Below are 18,411 nucleotides of genomic sequence, written 5' to 3'. Positions count from 1 at the left end.
ACTGTCACAAGTGAAGCACTCACCACTGACAACGCCCTCCGATCCCGAGGAGTTCCAGACATGAGCCGCATCTCCGACATCGACCCCGAACTCACCCACCGTCTGACCAGACGAGGCATGCTCGGCGTCGCCGCGGGAGCCACCGCCGCCGCACTGCTGGGGGCCGCCGCCTCGCCCGCCGGCGCGGCACCCGCCACCGGCACCGGTGCCTCCACCACCGGCCGCGGCCGCCCCGTCCTGCCCCCCGGCCGGCTCGGCATCCAGCTCTACAGCCTGCGCGACAAGGTCTCCACGCTGGGCTTCGCCCCCGTCTTCGCCGAGTTGAAGAAGTACGGGTACGACGAGGTCGAGTTCGCCGGCTACACCCAGGGCTCCGCGGGCCCCATCACCCTTGCCCGGCTCAAGAGGCTGGCACGCGACAACGGACTGACGCCGATCGGCAGCCACGTCGGCTACTACGCCGACGACCCGAACGCCTACACCTTCGCCCAGAACCTCACCAAGGTCCTCGATGACGCCCAGGCCCTCGGCCTCAAGCACATCGGCACCGCCTCGGGGCCGTTCCGCTACGGCTCCACCGTCGACGCGTGGAAGCGCGCGGCCGAGGAGTTCAACACGTACGGAGCGGCGGCGCGGGCCCGCGGCATGAAGTTCTACCAGCACAACCACTCCGACGAGTTCGGCTTCGCGACCGACAACCCCAAGGTCCGTCTCTACGACGTACTGCTCGCCGAGACCGACCCCGACCTGGTGTTCCTGGAGATGGACATCTTCTGGGCGTACGCCGGACAGTTCCGCTTCTCGAAGCGGGCCGACGGTACGCCCGCGCCCTTCGAGCCGCTGGACTACGTACTGAGGCAGCCGCATCGCTATCCGCTCTTCCACGTCAAGGACGGCGTCAGCGACCCCTCGAACCAGTTCGGGTACCGGATGACCGACGTCGGGGACGGCGACATCGACTACCAGCGGTTCATCTCCGCCGTGACCCGGCTGCGCGGTGAGCGGTCGGCCCACCACTGGCAGGCCGAGCACGACAACCCGGTCGAGTCGTTCGCCTTCGCACGGAAGTCGAGCGCGCACCTGCACTCCTTGCGCGAGAAGTGCTGAGCTTCGGACGCCACCTGCGCTGACCGGGCGCACGCGCGTGTGGAGGCCCACCCCGGCAGATGACGGGGTGGGCCTCCACACGCGCGTGCGTCAGGCCGTTTCCTCGCCGAGCGGATGCGGGTTGGGGACGATTCGACGGCCGGCCGCCGGCCTGCCCGGCGCCTTCAGGAAGAGCGCCAGTACCGAGGAGGCGAGCCCGATGCAGCCCGCCAGGACGAACGCGCCCTCGTAGTCCCACGCGCCGACCACGATCGAGCCGACTCCGGAGCCCACGAGGCCCGAGATGAGCTTGGAGCTGTAGACCATGCCGTAGTTGCTGGCGTTGTTGTTCTCACCGAAGTAGTCCGCGGTCATCGCGGCGAACAGCGGGAAGATCGCGCCGCCGCCGAAGCCGGAGACCATGGAGCAGAACAGGAAGAACGGCATGCTGCCCATCTGACCGGAGACCAGCACCCCGAACTGTGCGGTACCGAGCACCAGGCAGACGATGATCAGGGTGTGCCGGCGTCCGTAACGGTCGGAGATCCAGCCGATGATGCCGCGCCCGGTGCCGTTGACGATCGCCTTCAGGGACATGGCCGTGGCCACGATCCCTCCGGCGAAGCCCATGTCCTTGCCGAACGGCACCTGGAAGGCGATACCGAAGATGTTGATCCCGGCCGTGCACAGCAGACAGAACCACATCATCCACAGGACGGGGGTACGCGCTGCCTCCTTGGGGGTGTACTGCTTCACCGCCGGCGGGTTCTTCTGCAGTGCCCGGCGGATCTTCGGGTCGTCGGTGAGCTTGAGCGGATCCACGTGCGCGGGCCACCAGTTCTTCGGCGGGTCCTTGAAGAACCACCCGGCGACCGCCACGACGGTGCAGCAGGTGAGGCCCACCATCACCAGTACGCCTTTGTAGTTGCTCAGGTCCATGTACGACGTGAACAGGAACACGAAGGGCACCGATCCGTAGGCGAAACCGCCGTTGACCATGCCGGTCTTGCCGCCCTTGCGCTCCGGGTACCACTTGCCGACCATGTTCACGCAGGTCGCGTAGACGAGGCCGGCGCCGATGCCGCTGCACATGCCGAAGCCGAGATAGGCGACGGCGACATGCGGCGCGTACGCGAGGGACAGATAGCCGAGGACCGTGCCCAGCGCGCCGAGCATCATCGCGTACCGCGCGGGCAGCCTGCCGCTCTCCCGCAGCTGCCCGGCCGGGAAGGCCACGGCCGCCTGGAAGAACACCCAGACGCCCATCAGCCAGAAGATGTGCCCACTGCTCCACAGGTGGGCATCGTGCAGTGTGTCCTCGGCCGACGTGAACGCGTACTCCGAGGAGCTGATGCCCAGCATGCCCATCCAGGGAAAGAGCACCATGGTCCAGCGTGGTCGCCCCATGATGTCCCGGTCGCTCTCGCCGATCCGGTACACACGGCCGTTGCGGTCCGTCACCTCCCGGCAGGGGAGGGACGGGGAGTAGTCGGTGGTTGTCATGTCGCTCAGCACCCCTTGCGTCGAAAGTTCTGGCCAGCGCCCCCTGTCCAATGCCTTTCGCGTGCGCTCGGGACCCGGGCCGGCCGACGCGCACCGTCGGCCGGCCCCGCGCCTGGGTCACGTCATGAACCGCCCCCCAACAGTCCCGCCGCACGCGCCCACCGGTACTTGGCGCCGAGCACCGCCACCGGCTGCTCGGTCGTGTACGGGTAGGCCACGACGCCCCGTTCGTAGAGGTACTGGCAGGCCTCCTCGACCTCGACGTCACCCGCGAGCGACGCCACGACGGGCTTCTCCACGCCGCGTTCGCGGAACTCGCCCACCACGCGCGCGGTGAGCTCCGCGAAGACCATCGGGGGAGTGACGATCGTGTGCCAGTAACCGAGCACCAGCGCGTGGATACGCGGATCCTCGAGCCCCAGCCGGATGGTCGCCTCGTACGTCGACGGCGGCTCGCCCCCGGTGATGTCGACCGGGTTGCCCGCCGCCCCGAAGGGCGGGATGAACGCGCGGAACGCCGTGTCGAGGTCCGGCGGGATCTCCATCAGGGTGAGGCCGTTGTCGGTCACGGCGTCCGACAGGAGCACACCGCTGCCGCCCGCGCCCGTGATGATCACGATGTTGTCGCCCTTGGGGGTGGGCAGCACCGGCAACCCGCGCGCGTACTCCAGCATGTCGTTCAGCCCCGGCGCCCTGATGACGCCCGCCTGGCGGAGGATGTCGTCGTAGACGGCGTCGTCGCCCGCGAGCGCCCCGGTGTGCGAGCCGGCCGCCTTCGCGCCCGCCGCCGTACGGCCCGCCTTGAGGACGACGATCGGCTTCCTCGGTACGGTCGCCCGCGCGGCCTCGACGAAGGCGCGGCCGTCCTTGAGGTCCTCCAGGTGCATCGCGATGCATTCGGTGTGCGGGTCCTCGCCGAACCAGGTGAGCAGGTCGTCCTCGTCGAGGTCCGACTTGTTGCCGAGCCCGACGATCGCCGACACGCCCGTCTTCGTGGTGCGTGCGAAACCCAGGACGGCCATCCCGATGCCACCGGACTGCGAGGTCAGTGCGACCCCGCCCTTGACGTCGTACGGCGTGCAGAACGTGGCGCACAGGTCCTGCCAGGTCGAGTAGTAGCCGTAGATGTTCGGCCCGAGCAGCCGGACGCCGTAGCGCTCGCCGATGGCCACGATCTCCTCCTGGAGGGCGTGTTCGCCGGTCTCCGCGAAGCCGGAGGGGATCAGCACCGCGTTGGGGATCCCCTTGCGTCCCACCTCCTCCAGGGCCGAGGCCACGAACTTGGCGGGTATCGCGAAGACCGCCACATCCACCTCTCCGGGAACGTCGGTGACACTCTTGTACGCCTTGCGGCCCAAGATGTCATCGGCCCGGGGATTCACCGGATGGATGTCCCCGGCGAAACCGCCGTCGACGAGGTTGCGCATCATCGAGTTGCCGATCTTGCCCTGCTCGTTGGAGGCACCGATCACGGCGACGGAGCGCGGCTCCATCAGACGGCGCATCGAGGTGAGGATCTCCGCGCGCGTGTAGCGCCGGCGCGCCGTGACCGGCGTGTCGGACAGGATCACGCGGATGTCCGCGGCGATCGCGCCCTCGGCCGTGGCGATCACCGGGTTGAGGTCCACCTCGGCGATCTCCGGGAAGTCCGCGACCAGCTGGGACACCCGGCGGATCTGCTCGGCGACCGCCCACCGGTCCACCCCGGCCCGCCCGCGCACGCCGCGCAGGATCTCCGCCGCCCGGATCGAGTCCAGCATGGACAGCGCCTCGTCGGCGTCCACCGGAGCCAGCCGGAAGGTGACGTCCCCCAGTACCTCGACGAGCACCCCGCCGAGCCCGAACGCCACGACCTTGCCGAACGTCGGATCCGTGACCGCCCCGACGATGACCTCCTGGCCCTTCGGCAGCAGTTCCTGGATCTGTACGCCCTCGACCCTGGCCCCGGCGTCGTACGCACGCGCGTTCTCGACGATCCGGTGGAACGCCGCCCGTACGTCCGACGCGCCCTCCACTCCGACGATCACCCCGCCGGCGTCGCTCTTGTGCAGGATGTCCGGCGAGACGATCTTCATCACGACGGGGCCGCCGAAGCGCGCCGCGTACGCGACGGCCTCCTCGACGTCCCTCGCCAGCTCCTCGCCGGGTACGGCGATTCCGTACGCGTCGGCGACCACCTTGCCCTCGGGCGCGGTCAGCGCGGTCCGTCCTTCGGAGCGCACCGCGTCGAGCAGCGCACGCACCCTGAGCATCCGGTCCTCGGCCATCACGTCAGATCACCCCGTTCGACTTGAGCAGGCGCAGCTCCTCGTTCCCGAGGCCGAGTTCGCCGACGTAGACCTCTTCGTTGTGCTCGCCGAGCAGCGGTGAGCCGGTCACCTCTACGGGGGAGTCGGAGAGCTTGAGGGGGCTGCCCACGGTCACGAACTCGCCGCGCCGCGGGTGCGGAACGCGGACCACCATCTCGTTGGCGACCAGTGACTCGTCCTCGATGATCTCCTTGGTGGACAGGATCGGCCCGCACGGGATGTTGTGGGCGTTGAGCCGCTCCAGCACCTGCCACTTGGGCAGCGTCGAGGACCATTCCTCGATCAGCTGGAACATCTTGCCGAGTCTGGGCAGCCGGGCCTCCGGCGTCGCCCACTCGGGATCGTCGGCCAGCTCGGGCCGGCCGATCAGCTCGCTGAGCGGCTGCCAGCCGACGGGCTGCACGATGACGTACACGTAGTCGTTGGGGCCGCCCGGCGCGCACTTGACCGCCCAGCCGGGCTGGCCGCCGCCGGACGCGTTCCCGGACCGGGGAACCTCGTCGCCGAAGTCGTCGTTGGGATATTCGGCGAGCGGTCCGTGTGCCAGGCGTTGCTGGTCCCGCAGTTTCACCCGGCACAGGTTGAGTACGGCGTGCTGCATGGCCACGTTGACCCGCTGCCCGCGCCCGGTGTTCTCCCGCTGGTACAGCGCCGCGAGGATCCCCGCCACGGCGTGCACACCCGTCCCCGAGTCCCCGATCTGGGCCCCCGTCGCCAGCGGCGGCCCGTCCTCGAAACCGGTGGTCGACATCGACCCGCCCATGGCCTGAGCGACGACCTCGTACGCCTTGAAGTTGGTGTACGGGCCGTCCCCGAACCCCTTGATGGAGGCATAGACGATCCGCGGATTGATCTCCTGGATGCGGTCCCAGGTGAACCCCATGCGGTCGACCGCGCCCGGACCGAAATTCTCGACCATGACGTCGGAGCGCCGGATCAGCTCGGTGAGGATCTCCTTGCCGCGTTCGGTCTTGGTGTTGAGGGTGATGCTCCGCTTGTTGCAGTTGAGCATCGTGAAGTAGAGGGAGTCGACGTCCGGGAGGTCGCGCAACTGCTTGCGTGTGATGTCACCGGACGGCGCCTCCAGCTTGACGACGTCCGCGCCGAGCCAGGCGAGCAGCTGGGTCGCGGACGGGCCCGACTGGACGTGCGTCATGTCGAGGACGCGAATGCCTTCGAGAGCCTTGGCCGCCGTTCCTGTCATCCCTGTCATCGGGGGCACCTCACTTGTACATCGTCTGGTTCATCGTGCCGGGGGCGTACGCGTCGGGGTCCACCCAGACGTTGATCAGCGAGGGCTTCCCGGACTCACGGGCGCGCCGCAGGGCGGGGCCGATGTCGGCGGGGTCGCGCACCTCCTCGCCGTAACCGCCCAGCATCTGGGCGAACTTGTCGTAGTGGACGTCGCCGAGGGTGTTGCCGATCCGCTCGCGCTCAGGGCCGTACTTGGCCGCCTGGCCGTAACGGATCTGGTTCATGGAGGAGTTGTTGCCGACGATGCCGACGAACGGGAGGTCGTAGCGCACGAGGGTCTCGAAGTCCCAGCCGGTGAGCGAGAACGCGCCGTCGCCGAAGAGGGCGACGACCTCCTTGTCGGGCCGTGCCTGCTTGGCCGCCAGCACGAACGGGACGCCGACGCCGAGGGTGCCCAGCGGCCCCGGGTCCATCCAGTGGCCCGGCGACTTGGGCTGCACGACCTGACCGGAGAAGGTGACGATGTCGCCGCCGTCGCCGATGTAGATCGAGTCCTCGGTGAGGAAGTCGTTGATCTCGCTGACCAGGCGGTAGGGGTGGATGGGCGAGGCGTCCGACCGCAGGTGCGGCAGCCGCTTGTCGAGGGCGCTCTGCTCGGCCGCGCGCAGTTCGTCGAGCCACTCCTTGCGCCTGGAAGCCCCCCCGTCGAGGCGCCCGGAGGCGGCCTCGGTCACCGACTTCAGCACCAGTGCGGCGTCGCCGACGATCCCGAGGTCGATGTCGCGGTTCTTGCCGACGGTGCGGTAGTCGAGGTCGATCTGGACGACCGTCGCGTCAGGCGACAGCCGTTTGCCGTACCCCATGCGGAAGTCGAAGGGTGTGCCGACGATCACGATGACGTCGGCGCCCGAGAAGGCGTAGCGGCGGGAGAGCTGGAAGTGGTGCGGGTCGCCGGGGGGCAGGGTGCCGCGGCCGGCGCCGTTCATGTAGGCGGGGATGTTCAGGGTGCGCACCAGCTCGATGGCGGCTTCGGTGCCCCGGGTCGTCCACACCTGGCTGCCCAGCAGGATCGCGGGCTTCTCGGCGTGCACGAGCAGGTCGGCGAGCTTCTCGACCGCCTCGGGGTCGCCGGCCGAGCGGGTCGAGGCCCGATAGGCGCCGGGCCGCGGCACCCGGGCCTTGGCCACCGGCACCTTGGCGTCGAGGACATCGCGCGGGATCTCCAGGAAGGCGGGGCCGGGCGCACCGTGGTAGCACTCACGGAACGCCATCGACACCATGTCCGCAGCGCGCGCCGTGTCCGGCACGGCCGCCGCGAACTTGGTGATCGGCGTCATCATGTCGACGTGCGGCAGGTCCTGGAGGGACCCCATCTTGTGCTGGGTGAGCGCTCCCTGGCCGCCGATCAGCAGCATCGGGGACTCCGCGCGGAAGGCGTTGGCGACACCGGTGACGGCGTCGGTGGTGCCGGGTCCTGCCGTGACGACGGCGCAGCCGGGCTTGCCGGTGATGCGCGCATAGCCGTCGGCGGCGTGGGCCGCGACCTGTTCGTGGCGTACGTCGACGACTTCTATGCCCTCGTCGACGCAGCCGTCGTAGATGTCGATGATGTGGCCGCCGCACAGGGTGTAGATGCGGTCGACCCCCTCTGCCTTGAGTGCCTTGGCAACGAGATGACCACCGGAAATCACGTCCTGGGTGTCGTCGGGCATGGCGAAGTCCCGTCCCTTCGTAGGGGGTGGAAGGCTCTCGCGGTACATTGCATACAGTCGACGAATACTGTATGAAGCTTGTTATCCCGCATCCGGTGGGTGGTGTCCAGGGGGCGTGCGGCACTTTCGGTCATCGGAGTTCGGCCTCGCGGCGGCTCGGCGGACTTCGGGATTCGACTTCACAGACGGGAGCCGAGATGGACCTGTACGAACACCAGGCAAGGGAACTCTTCGCGGAGCACGGCATCCCGGTCCCGCGGGCCGAGATCACCGACTCGCCCAAGGAGGCACGCGGGATCGCTCGTCGGCTCGGTGGGCGGGCGGTGGTGAAAGCCCAGGTCAAGACGGGTGGCCGGGGTAAGGCGGGCGGCGTCAGGATCGCCGCCGACCCGGCCGCGGCAGAACTGACGACACGGCAGATCCTCGGCATGGACATCAAGGGGCACACGGTCGGCACGGTGATGCTGGCCCAACCCGTCGACGTCGAGGCGGAGTTCTACGTCTCCTATGTGCTGGACCGCGCGGCCGGCCGTTTCCTCGCGATCGCCTCCGCCGAGGGGGGCATGGAGATCGAGGAGGTCGCCGCCACCCGGCCCGCGGCGGTCGCCCGTATCCCCGTCGACCCGGCGGAGGGCGTCACCTCGGCGAAGGCCGGCGAGATCGCCGCCGCGGCCGGACTGCCCGCGCAGACCACGGACGTCCTCGTCCGGCTGTGGCAGGTGCTGATCCGGGAGGACGCCCTCCTCGTGGAGGTCAACCCGCTCGTCCGCACCCGGCAGGGGGAGATCCTCGCTCTCGACGGCAAGGTCACCCTCGACGACAACGCGTCCTTCCGGCAGTCGCGTTGGGGAGCGGAGGCCGCCGGGCACGGCGACCCGCTGGAGGCGGCGGCCGCGGCCAAGGGCCTCAACTACGTGAAACTCGACGGCGAGGTCGGCATCATCGGCAACGGCGCCGGACTCGTCATGTCGACCCTCGACGTCGTCGCGGGCTGCGGCGCCCGCCCCGCCAACTTCCTCGACATCGGCGGCGGCGCGTCCGCCGGGACCATGGCCGACGGGCTGTCGGTCATCCTCTCCGACCCGGCCGTGAAGTCGGTCTTCGTCAACGTCTTCGGCGGCATCACCGCGTGCGACGCGGTCGCCGAGGGCATCGTGCGCGCCCTGGACACCGTACGGCTGACCAAGCCGCTCGTCGTCCGGCTCGACGGGAACAACGCGGCCCGGGGGCGGGCGATCCTCGACACCCACCGCCATCCGCTGGTCCAGCAGGCCACCACCATGGACGGCGCCGCCCGCCGTGCCGCCGAACTCGCCACCGCAGTCTGAGGAGACGACGCCATGGCCATCTACCTCACCAAGGAGAGCAGGGTCCTCGTCCAGGGCATGACCGGCGCCGAGGGCATGAAGCACACCCGGCGCATGCTCGCGGCCGGCACGAACATCGTCGGCGGCGTCAACCCGCGCAAGGCGGGCCGGGCCGTCGACTTCGACGACCGTGCGGTGCCCGTCTTCGGGTCGGTCGTCGACGGTATGCAGTCGACCGGCGCCGATGTCACGGTCGTCTTCGTGCCGCCCGCCTTCACCAAGGCCGCCGTCATCGAGGCAGCCGACGCGGGGATCGGTCTCACCGTCGTCATCACCGAGGGCGTCCCGGTCCACGACTCCGTCGCCTTCACCACCCATGCCGCCGCACGCGGAACGCGCGTCATCGGCCCCAACTGTCCCGGCCTGATCACCCCCGGCCAGTCCGACGCGGGCATCATCCCGGCCGACATCACCAAGCCGGGCCGCATCGGGCTGGTCTCCAAGTCCGGCACGCTCACCTACCAACTCATGTACGAGCTGCGCGACATCGGCTTCTCGACCTGCGTCGGCATCGGCGGCGACCCGGTCGTCGGCACCAGCCACATCGACTGCCTGGCCGCCTTCGAGGAGGACCCCGACACCGAACTCGTCGTCCTCATCGGAGAGATCGGCGGCGACGCGGAGGAGCGAGCGGCCGCCCACATCCGCGAGCACGTCACCAAACCCGTCGTCGGCTACATCGCCGGCTTCACCGCGCCCGAGGGCAAGACCATGGGACACGCGGGCGCGATCGTCTCCGGTTCCTCGGGGACCGCGCAGGCGAAGAAGGCTGCGCTGGAAGCGGCGGGGGTACGGGTGGGCGCCACACCGACCGAGACCGCGCGTCTCGCCCTCGCCGTCCTGGACGAAGGGGCCCGACGCCGCTGAAGTATGACGGCTCGTCACCCTACGGAGCCGGGTGCCTGGCCGGCGTCCTCCGTGGCCATGCACCATCCCGCCCCCGACTGTGCACCGAGAGCGGAGCAGCCCACATGGCAACCACCCTCACCCTCAAATCCGGCACGTCCTGGCCCGACGCCTGGCAGCGGTGCCTCACCGTCGCCCCCGAGGCCTTCCGTGAGGACCGTGTCCTCAACCTCTGGAACGCCTCCTGGCAGGCCGACGGCCGGACGCTGCCGGCCACCAGCCCGGTCGACGGCACCCCGATCGCCGGCCCGCCGCGGCTGGACGGGGGCACCGCCCACCGAGCCGTCCGCGCCGGTCTGGATCAGCACCGCGCCTGGCGGCACGTCCCGCTGGAGGAGCGGCGCGCCCGCATCGCCGCCACCCTCGACGCCCTCGCCGAACACCGCGAACTGCTCGCCCTCCTCCTCGTCTGGGAGATAGGCAAGCCCTGGCGGCTCGCGCAGGCCGATGTCGACCGGGCCGTCGACGGCGTGCGCTGGTACGTCGACGGCATCGAACCCATGCTGGACGGGCGGGCACCGCTGGACGGCCCGGTGTCCAACATCGCGAGCTGGAACTACCCGATGAGCGTGCTCGTTCACGCATTGCTGGTCCAGGCACTGGCAGGCAACGCGGTCATCGCCAAGACCCCGACCGACGGCGGTGTGGCCTGTCTGACGCTGGCCTGTGCGCTCGCCGCACGCGAGGGCGTCCCGATCACCCTCGTCAGCGGCAGCGGCGGCGAGCTGTCCCGGGCGCTGGTCCGGGCGCCCGAGATCGGCTGCGTCTCCTTCGTCGGCGGCCGCGACACCGGCGCCGCGGTGGCCACGGCCGTCGCGGACCTCGGCAAGCGACACGTACTCGAACAGGAAGGACTCAACACCTGGGGCATCTGGAACCACTCGGACTGGGAAACCTTCTCCGCGGTCGTGCCCAAGCTCTTCGACTACGGCAAACAACGGTGCACGGCGTATCCGAGATTCGTCGTCCAGCGTGCCCTGTTCGACGAGTTCCTGGCGGCCTACCTCCCGGCGGTGCGCACGCTGACCCTCGGGCACCCGCTGGCCGTGGAGAAGCGCGACGATCCGTATCCCCGACTGGACTTCGGACCGGTGATCAACGCGGCCAAGGCCAAGGAGCTGCACGGCCAGATCGCCGAGGCCGTCGACCGGGGCGCGGTCCCGCTGCACCGCGGCAGGCCGGCCGACGCCCGCTTCCTGCCCGGCCAGGACACCTCGGCCTACGTCCAGCCCGTCACGCTCCTCGGACCACCGCCTTCCTCGCCGCTGCACCACGCGGAGCCGTTCGGGCCGGTCGACACCATCGTCCTGGTCGACACCGAGGCGGAGCTGCTGGCGGCCATGAACGCGTCCAACGGCGCGCTCGTCGCCACGCTGTCCACCGACGACCGGAGCACCTACGAACGGCTGGCCCCGCAGATCCGCGCGTTCAAGGTCGGCCATGGCACCGCCCGCTCCCGAGGCGACCGCGACGAGCTCTTCGGCGGCTTCGGCGCGTCCTGGCGCGGTGCGTTCGTCGGCGGGGAGCTGCTGGTGCGCGCGGTGACACAGGGGCCGGCGGGGGAGAGGCTGCCCGGGAACTTCCCGGACTACCAGCCGATGCCCTGACCGAGCACCGGACGGCCGGACGGCAGGACGGCCGAGGCCGCGACGGTGCCTCGGCCGGCGGGCCCCGCGGGGGCATTTCCACTCGGATTGATCACCATCGCCGCAAACGATCGCTGATTGGTACGGACCGATACTCTCGGGGCGTGGTGAGTGATCGCGAAGCGCCGTCCCGGCCCCAGGAATACCGGCTCGGCCACCTGCTCCAGCACGCACAGGCGAAACTGGCCAGGAAGTCGGCGGAGGCGCTCGTCCCGTACGGGGTGGACGGCCGCGAGCCGGCCGTCCTGGTCGTGCTCGCCGATGAAGAAACGTTGTCGCAGGCCGAGGCGGCGGGCCGGCTCGGCGTCGATCGCACCACGACGGCGGTGCTCGTCGACGGTCTGGAGGATCACGGTCCGGTGGAACGGCGGCGCAGCCCTCGGGACCGCCGCCGCTACATCGTCCGGCTCACGGACGCCGGCCTGGTCTGCCTGGAGCGGGCCGAGGCGGAGCGCCGGGCCGCGGAGCGCCGGTTCCTCGCCCCGCTGGGCGATCAGGCCGCGGCCGAGCTGCTGCGGGCGCTGCGGATGCTCGTCGTCGAGGAGCCGACGTCGAAGTGATCGCGCGGTCACCCGGTGCGAGGTGCCCGCATGGCGGTCCCGTCACCCGTGCGGCCAGCGGATATGCAGGTGAGAGCCACTCCGAAACCTTGGTATTGTTGTGCCTGTCGCCGCGGGGAGAACTCACGCAGCGACAACACCTGGTCCGGGTGGCGGAATGGCAGACGCGCTAGCTTGAGGTGCTAGTGCCCTTTATCGGGCGTGGGGGTTCAAGTCCCCCCTCGGACACTCTTACTCTCCGTATCCAGCGGCCTCCGCTCGGTGAACGGTCAATTGCCCGCATTCGGCGTCCTGCCGGATGCGGGTTTTGTTGTTTCCGTATCCCTTGCCTCCGGAATGTCGCGGAAGCCCGTTTATCGGTTGTCCTGCAAGGCTGTGCGTCATCTCGCCCGCGGGGGCACTTCCCGGTCACTCCGCCGTTGCTCGCGAGCCCCGCTGACGAACCGTCAATGTTCACCTCCGTAGGCATATTGACGGTCTGTGACTCCATCTTGTGGTGATACGATCACGCTCGCTTGTAGAGCGGGCGGATGGGTGCAAGACGACATCTCCGACTACGGGGACAGTCCGGGCGGTCACCCGTCGACGCGGGCGGTCCGCCGGTCCACCCGCGTTGACGGGAATTCAGCAACTGGCCGTCAGTCGCCTGAAGAGAGTCTTATGACGCATTACATACAGAACCCGGTAATCTGGGCTCTCCTCGTGGCCGTACTCGCCGCCGTCGCCCTCATTGTTCGCCAGCGCAGGGCGGCGCGTGTCTTGAGGCAGGAGATAGCGGGGCTCAGGTCTCACTACTCCGCGTTGGAAAACGAGTACGCGCAATCCGTCGAGGCAGCTCAGGAACAAGCCGAAGAGGCTACGAAAACGGTCCTCAAGTCCGCGATGCGGACCCTTCAGGGCCTTGCCGCGGAACAGCAGTTGATTGTCTCCCGGCTGCAGAACAAATATGGTGAGTCGGTTATCCTCCAGGACCTTCTGGAGATCGACCACACGAACTCGCAGTTCGGTCGGCGGGCCCAGTCCATCGCCGTTCTCTGCGACGGCTGGCTGGGGCGCGCACGTGATGTCGCGTCCGTGTACGACGTGGTACGCAGCGCGCAGGGCAGGGTCCGCCATTACCGGCGGGTGGAAATTCTCTCGCAGGTCGACTTCGGCATCACGAGCCGTGCGGTCGAACCGGTCGCACTGGCCCTCGCCGAACTGCTCGACAACGCGACGAGCTATTCCAGCCCGGACACCGTCGTGGAAATCAATATTCGTACCGTGCCCAAGGGTATTTGCATCGTCGTCGACGACGCGGGTGTCGGTATGAACGACGAAGAGCGCGCCCGTGCCGACAAACTCCTGTCGAGCCAGCGGGTCTCGGGTGTTTCCGCGCTCGGCAACCCGCCGCAGTTCGGATTCGCGGTGATCGGTGTGCTCAGCGAGCGCTTCGGCTTCGAGGTGTCGGTGGACTCCACCTCACCCTACGGAGGCGTCCGGGCGGTCCTCCTCCTGCCGCACGACCTGCTCACCAACGCGCCCGAGCAGAAGGAGCCGACTCCGGTCGTTCCCGCCGCCGCCCCGGCCCGCAGCGGCCCCGAAGGCGGGCTTTCCAGCAGCACCACCGCCGACGGCCTGCCGAAGCGGCGTCGCAAGCGGCCCATGGCCATCGTGCCCGGCAGCGCGTCCGCGTCCACTCCCGCCCGCTCGGGCGCCGAGACGGCGGCGATCATGGGCGCCTTCCAGCGGGGCACCCAGTCGGGCCGGGCCACGCCTGCGAGTCCCGCGGAAAAGTCGAGCAGCACCCGTGGTGCTGGCAGCGAAGGGCATGAGGTCTCGTGAACGACGATCTGTCATGGATGCTTGACAGCGCCTTGGAGATTCCTGGGGCCCTGCACGCGGTCCTCATCTCCGCGGACGGCCTGCTGATGGCGCGGACGCAGGACTTCGACAAGGACGACGCGGACCGGGTGGCCGCCGCGATGAGCGGTGTGCAGTCGCTCAGCCGCTCGCTCGCGTTCTTCTGCGAGGACCCGCAGATGGGGTGGCGGCAGACGCTGGTCGAGTTCGACGGGGGGTGGGTCTTCCTGATCTCCGCCGGTGAGGGTGCCTACCTCGGCGTCTCCGCCTCGCCGGACGTCGACATGGCGGACATCACCTTCCGGATGCAGCAGCTCGTCGGCCAGCTCGGCAAGGCGCTGACGACACCGCCGCGCGAGAACCTCGGCGCACGGTCATGAACGGCTTCGACGAACTGGAGCCGCAGACGCCGGAGTTAGTGCGTCCGTACGTCATCACCAAGGGGCGTGGGCTGCCCGACGAGGGGCAGCTCTCCCTCATCACCCTGGTCACGGCGGCCGCCGATCACGAACAGCGGCCGACCCGGCTGTCCCCCGAGGAACAGAACCTGTTGGACCTGTGCTCGGCCGGCTACCTGTCGGTCGCCGAGATCGCCGGGCACACCCAACTGCCTCTGGGCGTGGTGAAGATCCTCCTCGCCGCCCTCACCGAAGGCGGCTACCTCATCACGCGCCCGCCGGTACAGCGGGCTCCGCTCGCCGACCGGGACATCCTGGAGGAGGTGCTGAATGGTCTCAGGGCCAAGTTTGGATGAGCAGGCCTACGTCCGTGACGGGGCGACGCAGACGGCGGTGAAGATCCTCGTCGTGGGTCACTTCGCGGTCGGCAAGACCACGTTCATCGGAGCGATCTCCGAGATCGAGCCGCTGACCACCGAGGAGACGATGACGCGGGCAGCCGAGTCGGTCGACGACCTCAAGGGAGTCCAGGGCAAGACCACCACCACGGTCGCCATGGACTTCGGCCGTCTGACCATCAGCGACCGTGTCGTGCTGTATCTGTTCGGAACGCCGGGTCAGCAGCGTTTCGTCCAGATGTGGGAGGACATGGCGCGGGGGGCCCTCGGCGCACTGGTGCTCGTCGACCCCGAGCGGCTCGCGGACTCCTTCGCTGTGATCGACCTGATCGAGCAGTACGGACTCGACTACGCCATCGCCGTCAACCACTTCGACGGCGCCCCCCTGCGGGACGAGATGGCTCTGCGCGACGCACTGGACCTGCTCGACGACACCCCCGTCGTCACCTGCGACGCGCGAGACGAGCGGTCGTCGGCCGACGCGCTGATCACCCTCGTCCGCCATCTCCAGGACCGTGCACACTAGGAGCAGACATGGACCAACCCACCGCACCCGTGCCCCCGCCCGGGTGCCCGGCGCATCAGGCCGGCGGCAGAGTTCCGCTGTACGGACCGGAGTTCGCAGCCGACCCGCAGGCCTACTACACGTACCTGCGGCACTACGGGCCCACCGCACCCGTGGAGATCACCCCCGGAGTCGAGGCCACCCTCGTCACCGACTACGCCAGCGCCCTCCAACTCCTCCAGGACTCCGGCTCCTTCCGCAAGGACGCGCGCCGCTGGCGGGACTTCAACGAGGGCCGGATCGCCCCCGACAGTCCCGTCCTGCCCGTGCTCGCTCACCGGCCCAACTGCATGTACACCGACGGCGCCGAGCACCTGAGGCTCCGTCAGTCCATCACGGACAGCATGGCGCGCGTCGACCCGATGCAGCTGAGCCAGAGTGTCGAGAAGATCTCCGACTTCCTCATCTCCCAGTTCTGCGAGCGAGGTTCGGCCGACCTGATCGGCTCCTACGCCAAGCAGCTTCCGCTGTTCGTGTTCAACGAGCTCTTCGGCTGCACCGCCGACATCGGCGACCGCGTCTTCTTCGGCATCTCCGGCATGTTCGACGGAGTCAACGCCGACAAAGCCATCGAGGTGCTGTTCCAGGCCGTCGGCGAACTGGTCGCCCTCAAGCGGCGCAAGCCCGGCGAGGACGTCACGTCCTGGCTGATGCAGCATCACACGGGCCTCAGCGACGAGGAGATGCTGCACCAGGTCGCCCTGCTGCTGGGCGCGGGCGCCGAGGCGCTGGTCAATCTCATCGGCAACACCCTGCACCGGCTGCTCACCGACGATCGGTACGCCCACGAGGGCGGGCTGATCGATGAGGCGATGGACGACACGCTGTGGGAGAACCCGCCCATGACGAACTTCGCCGCCCACTACCCGGTCGCCGACATGGAGTTCGCCGGCCAGAAGCTCACCGCCGGTGACCTGATGCTGGTCAGCATCGCCGCAGCCAACACCGGCCCCGCGCTGTCGGCGGCCCGAAAGGCCGGCAGCAACCGGGCTCATCTCGCCTGGAGCGCCGGTCCGCACGCCTGCCCCTCGAAGGAACCCGCCCGGCAGATCGCCGTGTCGGCCATCGAGAACCTCCTCAACCGGCTGCCCGACGTCGAGCTCAGCGTCCCCGAGGAGAGCCTGACTTGGCGTCCGGGACCCTTCAGTCGTGGTCTCGTCACACTCCCCGCGCGGTTCACCCCGGTCAAGCCGGTGAGCCGACCGGCCCGGCGGACCCCCACCCAAGCCCCGGCGCGTGAGGGTGCCGCAGCGCCCCGCCAGGCCGAACAGACAGGTGTGTGGAGCAAGTTCCTCAACTGGCTGACCAAGTGATGCGCCAGAATCTCGCAGCCTTCACGTCGATCGTGTGAACCTTCCGCCGCACGACCCTCCGGCTGACGTCCCGAACCCGCCCCCGGAATTCGAGTTCGCAGGCAGGAAGGCCGGATACCCGCCCCCCGAGGGCGGGTATCTGCTTGTCCGAGGTGTTTCGGAAGTGTTTGCCGGAGGTGGACCGGCGTTCCCCGCCGGTCCCCTGCCCGCCAGACCTCACGCCCCGCGCAGTTGTTCCAGATACGGCGCCACGTCGACCTGGATCGATGCGCCCTCCCGCTGCCCGTACTGACCCGCGATCCCGCTCAGATACGTCGCTATCTCCTTGCGCATGACCTCCGCTTCCGGCAGCACCGCTTCTCCGGTGACGAGCCGCGCCACCCAATGCGCCTGGGCCTCCACCATCCGGGTGATCGAACCGACCGGGCGGACCAGACCGATGAAGAACATCCCGGGACGGTCGGGGGCGACGACCCGCTTGTAGAGCTCGACCGTGCCCTGCGCGCCGACCGGACTGCCGGGCTGCAGGAAGGGGAAACCCATCTGGTAGCCGGTGCAGTACACCAACGCGTCGGCCTTCACCGATGTGCCGTCGGTGAAGGAGACCCGGTCGCCGTCGAGGGCGTCGATCGCGGGTCTCGGCGTGACCGCGCCGTGGCGGATACGGCTGAGGATCTCGTCGGAGATGGTGATCGCCGACGCGAAGATCGGGTGGTCCGGCTCGGGCAGACCGTAGTCGCCGAGCTTGCCGCGGGCCACCAGCAGAGCCTGTTCGACGAAACGGCGCTGCTCGGACAGCGACATACTGATCCACCACGGAGCGTCGGCGATCGTGTCGAGGGCCATGCCGAACAACTGCTTGGGCACGATGTGCAGCCCCCGGCGCACCGAGAGGACCGTCTGTTCCGCGTATCTGGAGAGGTCCGCGGCGATGTCCACAGCCGAGGCGCCGAGCCCCACCACGACGACGCGCTGTCCGGCGTAGTCGCTGCCGTCGCGGTAGTCGAAGGAATGCTGAATCGTTCCTGTGAACGTCTCGGCGCCCCGCGGCAGGGCGGGCATCGACGGCTCCGAGTTGTGCCCGGAGGCGACGATCACGTGCGTGAAGTGCCGGGACGAGAGCGTGCCGTCGGCATCCCGGCTGACGACCGACCACCCACCGTCGGCCCCCTGGCGCACGGACTCCACGGTCGTCCCCAGCTCGATGCGGTCCAGCACACCGGCCCACTCGGCGAACGAACGCAGATAGTCGGCGATCTGGCTGTGCCGGGGGTAGAGCGGGTAGGAGGCGGGCATCGGGTAGGCGGAGTAACCCGTCAGCTGCTTGGCGGTGTTGAGGTGCAGTGACAGATAGCCGGGGCCGCGCTCGCCCGCCCGCGGCTGACGCCAGATCCCGCCGACATCGCTCGCCTGCTCCAGACAGACGAAGTCGACACCGGCTGTCTTCAGGGCGTGCGCCGTCGCCAGCCCCGACAAGCCCGCACCGATCAGACACAGACGCACGGATTCCCCCACAGGTGAGACACCATCTTTTCGCGCACGGGCAGGTGACTGCCCACCCGGCGTTCCTCTCACTCTTCGACCGCCAGCGACGAGGATCACAGCGAACTCC

Annotated in this window: 15 protein-coding genes and 1 tRNA gene; 11 read left to right on the top strand and 5 right to left on the bottom strand. The window is 69.1% G+C overall.

What is annotated here, in order from left to right; translation table 11 throughout:
- The first annotated feature begins 60 nt into the window (after positions 1-60).
- Positions 61-1,107 (top strand): sugar phosphate isomerase/epimerase, encoded by a 1,047-nt coding sequence (locus OHU34_RS08505; RefSeq protein WP_230194188.1) that lies wholly within the window; start codon positions 61-63, stop codon positions 1,105-1,107.
- A gap of 90 nt (positions 1,108-1,197) precedes the next feature.
- On the opposite strand, the gene OHU34_RS08500 is transcribed toward OHU34_RS08505, so the two are convergent.
- From OHU34_RS08500 to OHU34_RS08485, 4 genes are all read right to left on the bottom strand, one after another.
- Complete coding sequence (locus tag OHU34_RS08500) at positions 1,198-2,589, bottom strand: OFA family MFS transporter (RefSeq protein ID WP_142266966.1); 1,392 nt, start codon at positions 2,587-2,589, stop codon at positions 1,198-1,200.
- Between the two features lie 122 nt (positions 2,590-2,711).
- Positions 2,712-4,856: an acetate--CoA ligase family protein gene (locus tag OHU34_RS08495; protein ID WP_405772188.1), complete on the bottom strand. Its 2,145-nt coding sequence runs from the start codon at positions 4,854-4,856 to the stop codon at positions 2,712-2,714.
- Between the two features lie 4 nt (positions 4,857-4,860).
- The gene (frc, locus tag OHU34_RS08490) at positions 4,861-6,102 is read right to left on the bottom strand and encodes a formyl-CoA transferase (protein ID WP_142268157.1); all 1,242 of its coding nucleotides are present in this window, start codon (positions 6,100-6,102) and stop codon (positions 4,861-4,863) included.
- Between the two features lie 19 nt (positions 6,103-6,121).
- Positions 6,122-7,804, bottom strand: coding sequence for a thiamine pyrophosphate-binding protein (locus tag OHU34_RS08485; RefSeq protein WP_142266967.1), 1,683 nt, complete (start codon positions 7,802-7,804; stop codon positions 6,122-6,124).
- Between the two features lie 197 nt (positions 7,805-8,001).
- Between OHU34_RS08485 and sucC the strand changes: the two genes are divergently transcribed.
- The 10 genes from sucC to OHU34_RS08435 all read left to right on the top strand — a co-directional run bounded on the left by sucC (position 8,002) and on the right by OHU34_RS08435 (position 16,799).
- A complete protein-coding gene (gene sucC / locus OHU34_RS08480; RefSeq protein WP_230194187.1) occupies positions 8,002-9,132 on the top strand; it encodes an ADP-forming succinate--CoA ligase subunit beta in 1,131 nt (376 codons plus the stop codon).
- A gap of 12 nt (positions 9,133-9,144) precedes the next feature.
- Positions 9,145-10,038, top strand: coding sequence for a succinate--CoA ligase subunit alpha (gene sucD, locus OHU34_RS08475; protein WP_230194186.1), 894 nt, complete (start codon positions 9,145-9,147; stop codon positions 10,036-10,038).
- Positions 10,039-10,142: 104 nt separating this feature from the next.
- Complete coding sequence (locus tag OHU34_RS08470) at positions 10,143-11,684, top strand: aldehyde dehydrogenase family protein (RefSeq protein ID WP_142266970.1); 1,542 nt, start codon at positions 10,143-10,145, stop codon at positions 11,682-11,684.
- Positions 11,685-11,827: 143 nt separating this feature from the next.
- Positions 11,828-12,283, top strand: coding sequence for a MarR family winged helix-turn-helix transcriptional regulator (locus tag OHU34_RS08465; RefSeq protein ID WP_308285879.1), 456 nt, complete (start codon positions 11,828-11,830; stop codon positions 12,281-12,283).
- Positions 12,284-12,426: 143 nt separating this feature from the next.
- Positions 12,427-12,511 (top strand) — tRNA-Leu (locus OHU34_RS08460).
- Positions 12,512-12,943: 432 nt separating this feature from the next.
- Positions 12,944-14,107 carry an ATP-binding protein gene (locus OHU34_RS08455; protein WP_142266971.1) on the top strand — a complete coding sequence of 388 codons (1,164 nt, stop codon included), beginning with the start codon at positions 12,944-12,946 and terminating at the stop codon, positions 14,105-14,107.
- Positions 14,104-14,505, top strand: a complete 402-nt coding sequence (locus OHU34_RS08450; protein WP_020125671.1) for a roadblock/LC7 domain-containing protein — start codon at positions 14,104-14,106, stop codon at positions 14,503-14,505. The genes OHU34_RS08455 and OHU34_RS08450 overlap by 4 nt, the downstream gene beginning before the upstream one ends.
- Positions 14,502-14,879, top strand: coding sequence for a DUF742 domain-containing protein (locus OHU34_RS08445; protein ID WP_020125672.1), 378 nt, complete (start codon positions 14,502-14,504; stop codon positions 14,877-14,879). The genes OHU34_RS08450 and OHU34_RS08445 overlap by 4 nt, the downstream gene beginning before the upstream one ends.
- Complete coding sequence (locus OHU34_RS08440) at positions 14,854-15,447, top strand: ATP/GTP-binding protein (protein WP_028806138.1); 594 nt, start codon at positions 14,854-14,856, stop codon at positions 15,445-15,447. Before OHU34_RS08445 ends, OHU34_RS08440 begins: the two co-directional genes overlap by 26 nt.
- An 8-nt stretch (positions 15,448-15,455) precedes the next feature.
- Positions 15,456-16,799, top strand: coding sequence for a cytochrome P450 (locus OHU34_RS08435; protein WP_020125674.1), 1,344 nt, complete (start codon positions 15,456-15,458; stop codon positions 16,797-16,799).
- A 216-nt stretch (positions 16,800-17,015) separates the two neighbouring features.
- Here OHU34_RS08435 and OHU34_RS08430 read toward each other — a convergent pair whose 3' ends face one another.
- Positions 17,016-18,302 carry an NAD(P)/FAD-dependent oxidoreductase gene (locus OHU34_RS08430; protein ID WP_142268159.1) on the bottom strand — a complete coding sequence of 429 codons (1,287 nt, stop codon included), beginning with the start codon at positions 18,300-18,302 and terminating at the stop codon, positions 17,016-17,018.
- Between the last annotated feature and the right edge of the window lie 109 nt (positions 18,303-18,411).

This window comes from Streptomyces sp. NBC_00080 (genome assembly GCF_045041255.1).
Classification (GTDB): domain Bacteria; phylum Actinomycetota; class Actinomycetes; order Streptomycetales; family Streptomycetaceae; genus Streptomyces; species Streptomyces coriariae.
This window is presented reverse-complemented; position numbering and strand designations above follow the sequence as displayed.

What these genes read in the sequence shown, in the direction of transcription:
- OHU34_RS08435 (WP_020125674.1), top strand. Translation starts at nt 15,456, where the DNA reads ATGGACCAACCCACCGCACCCGTGCCCCCGCCCGGGTGCCCGGCGCAT.
- sucC (WP_230194187.1), top strand. Translation starts at nt 8,002, where the DNA reads ATGGACCTGTACGAACACCAGGCAAGGGAACTCTTCGCGGAGCACGGC.
- OHU34_RS08485 (WP_142266967.1), bottom strand. Translation starts at nt 7,804, where the DNA reads ATGCCCGACGACACCCAGGACGTGATTTCCGGTGGTCATCTCGTTGCC.
- OHU34_RS08445 (WP_020125672.1), top strand. Translation starts at nt 14,502, where the DNA reads ATGAACGGCTTCGACGAACTGGAGCCGCAGACGCCGGAGTTAGTGCGT.
- OHU34_RS08440 (WP_028806138.1), top strand. Translation starts at nt 14,854, where the DNA reads ATGGTCTCAGGGCCAAGTTTGGATGAGCAGGCCTACGTCCGTGACGGG.
- frc (WP_142268157.1), bottom strand. Translation starts at nt 6,102, where the DNA reads ATGACAGGAACGGCGGCCAAGGCTCTCGAAGGCATTCGCGTCCTCGAC.
- OHU34_RS08455 (WP_142266971.1), top strand. Translation starts at nt 12,944, where the DNA reads ATGACGCATTACATACAGAACCCGGTAATCTGGGCTCTCCTCGTGGCC.
- OHU34_RS08470 (WP_142266970.1), top strand. Translation starts at nt 10,143, where the DNA reads ATGGCAACCACCCTCACCCTCAAATCCGGCACGTCCTGGCCCGACGCC.
- OHU34_RS08500 (WP_142266966.1), bottom strand. Translation starts at nt 2,589, where the DNA reads ATGACAACCACCGACTACTCCCCGTCCCTCCCCTGCCGGGAGGTGACG.
- OHU34_RS08505 (WP_230194188.1), top strand. Translation starts at nt 61, where the DNA reads ATGAGCCGCATCTCCGACATCGACCCCGAACTCACCCACCGTCTGACC.
- sucD (WP_230194186.1), top strand. Translation starts at nt 9,145, where the DNA reads ATGGCCATCTACCTCACCAAGGAGAGCAGGGTCCTCGTCCAGGGCATG.
- OHU34_RS08495 (WP_405772188.1), bottom strand. Translation starts at nt 4,856, where the DNA reads ATGGCCGAGGACCGGATGCTCAGGGTGCGTGCGCTGCTCGACGCGGTG.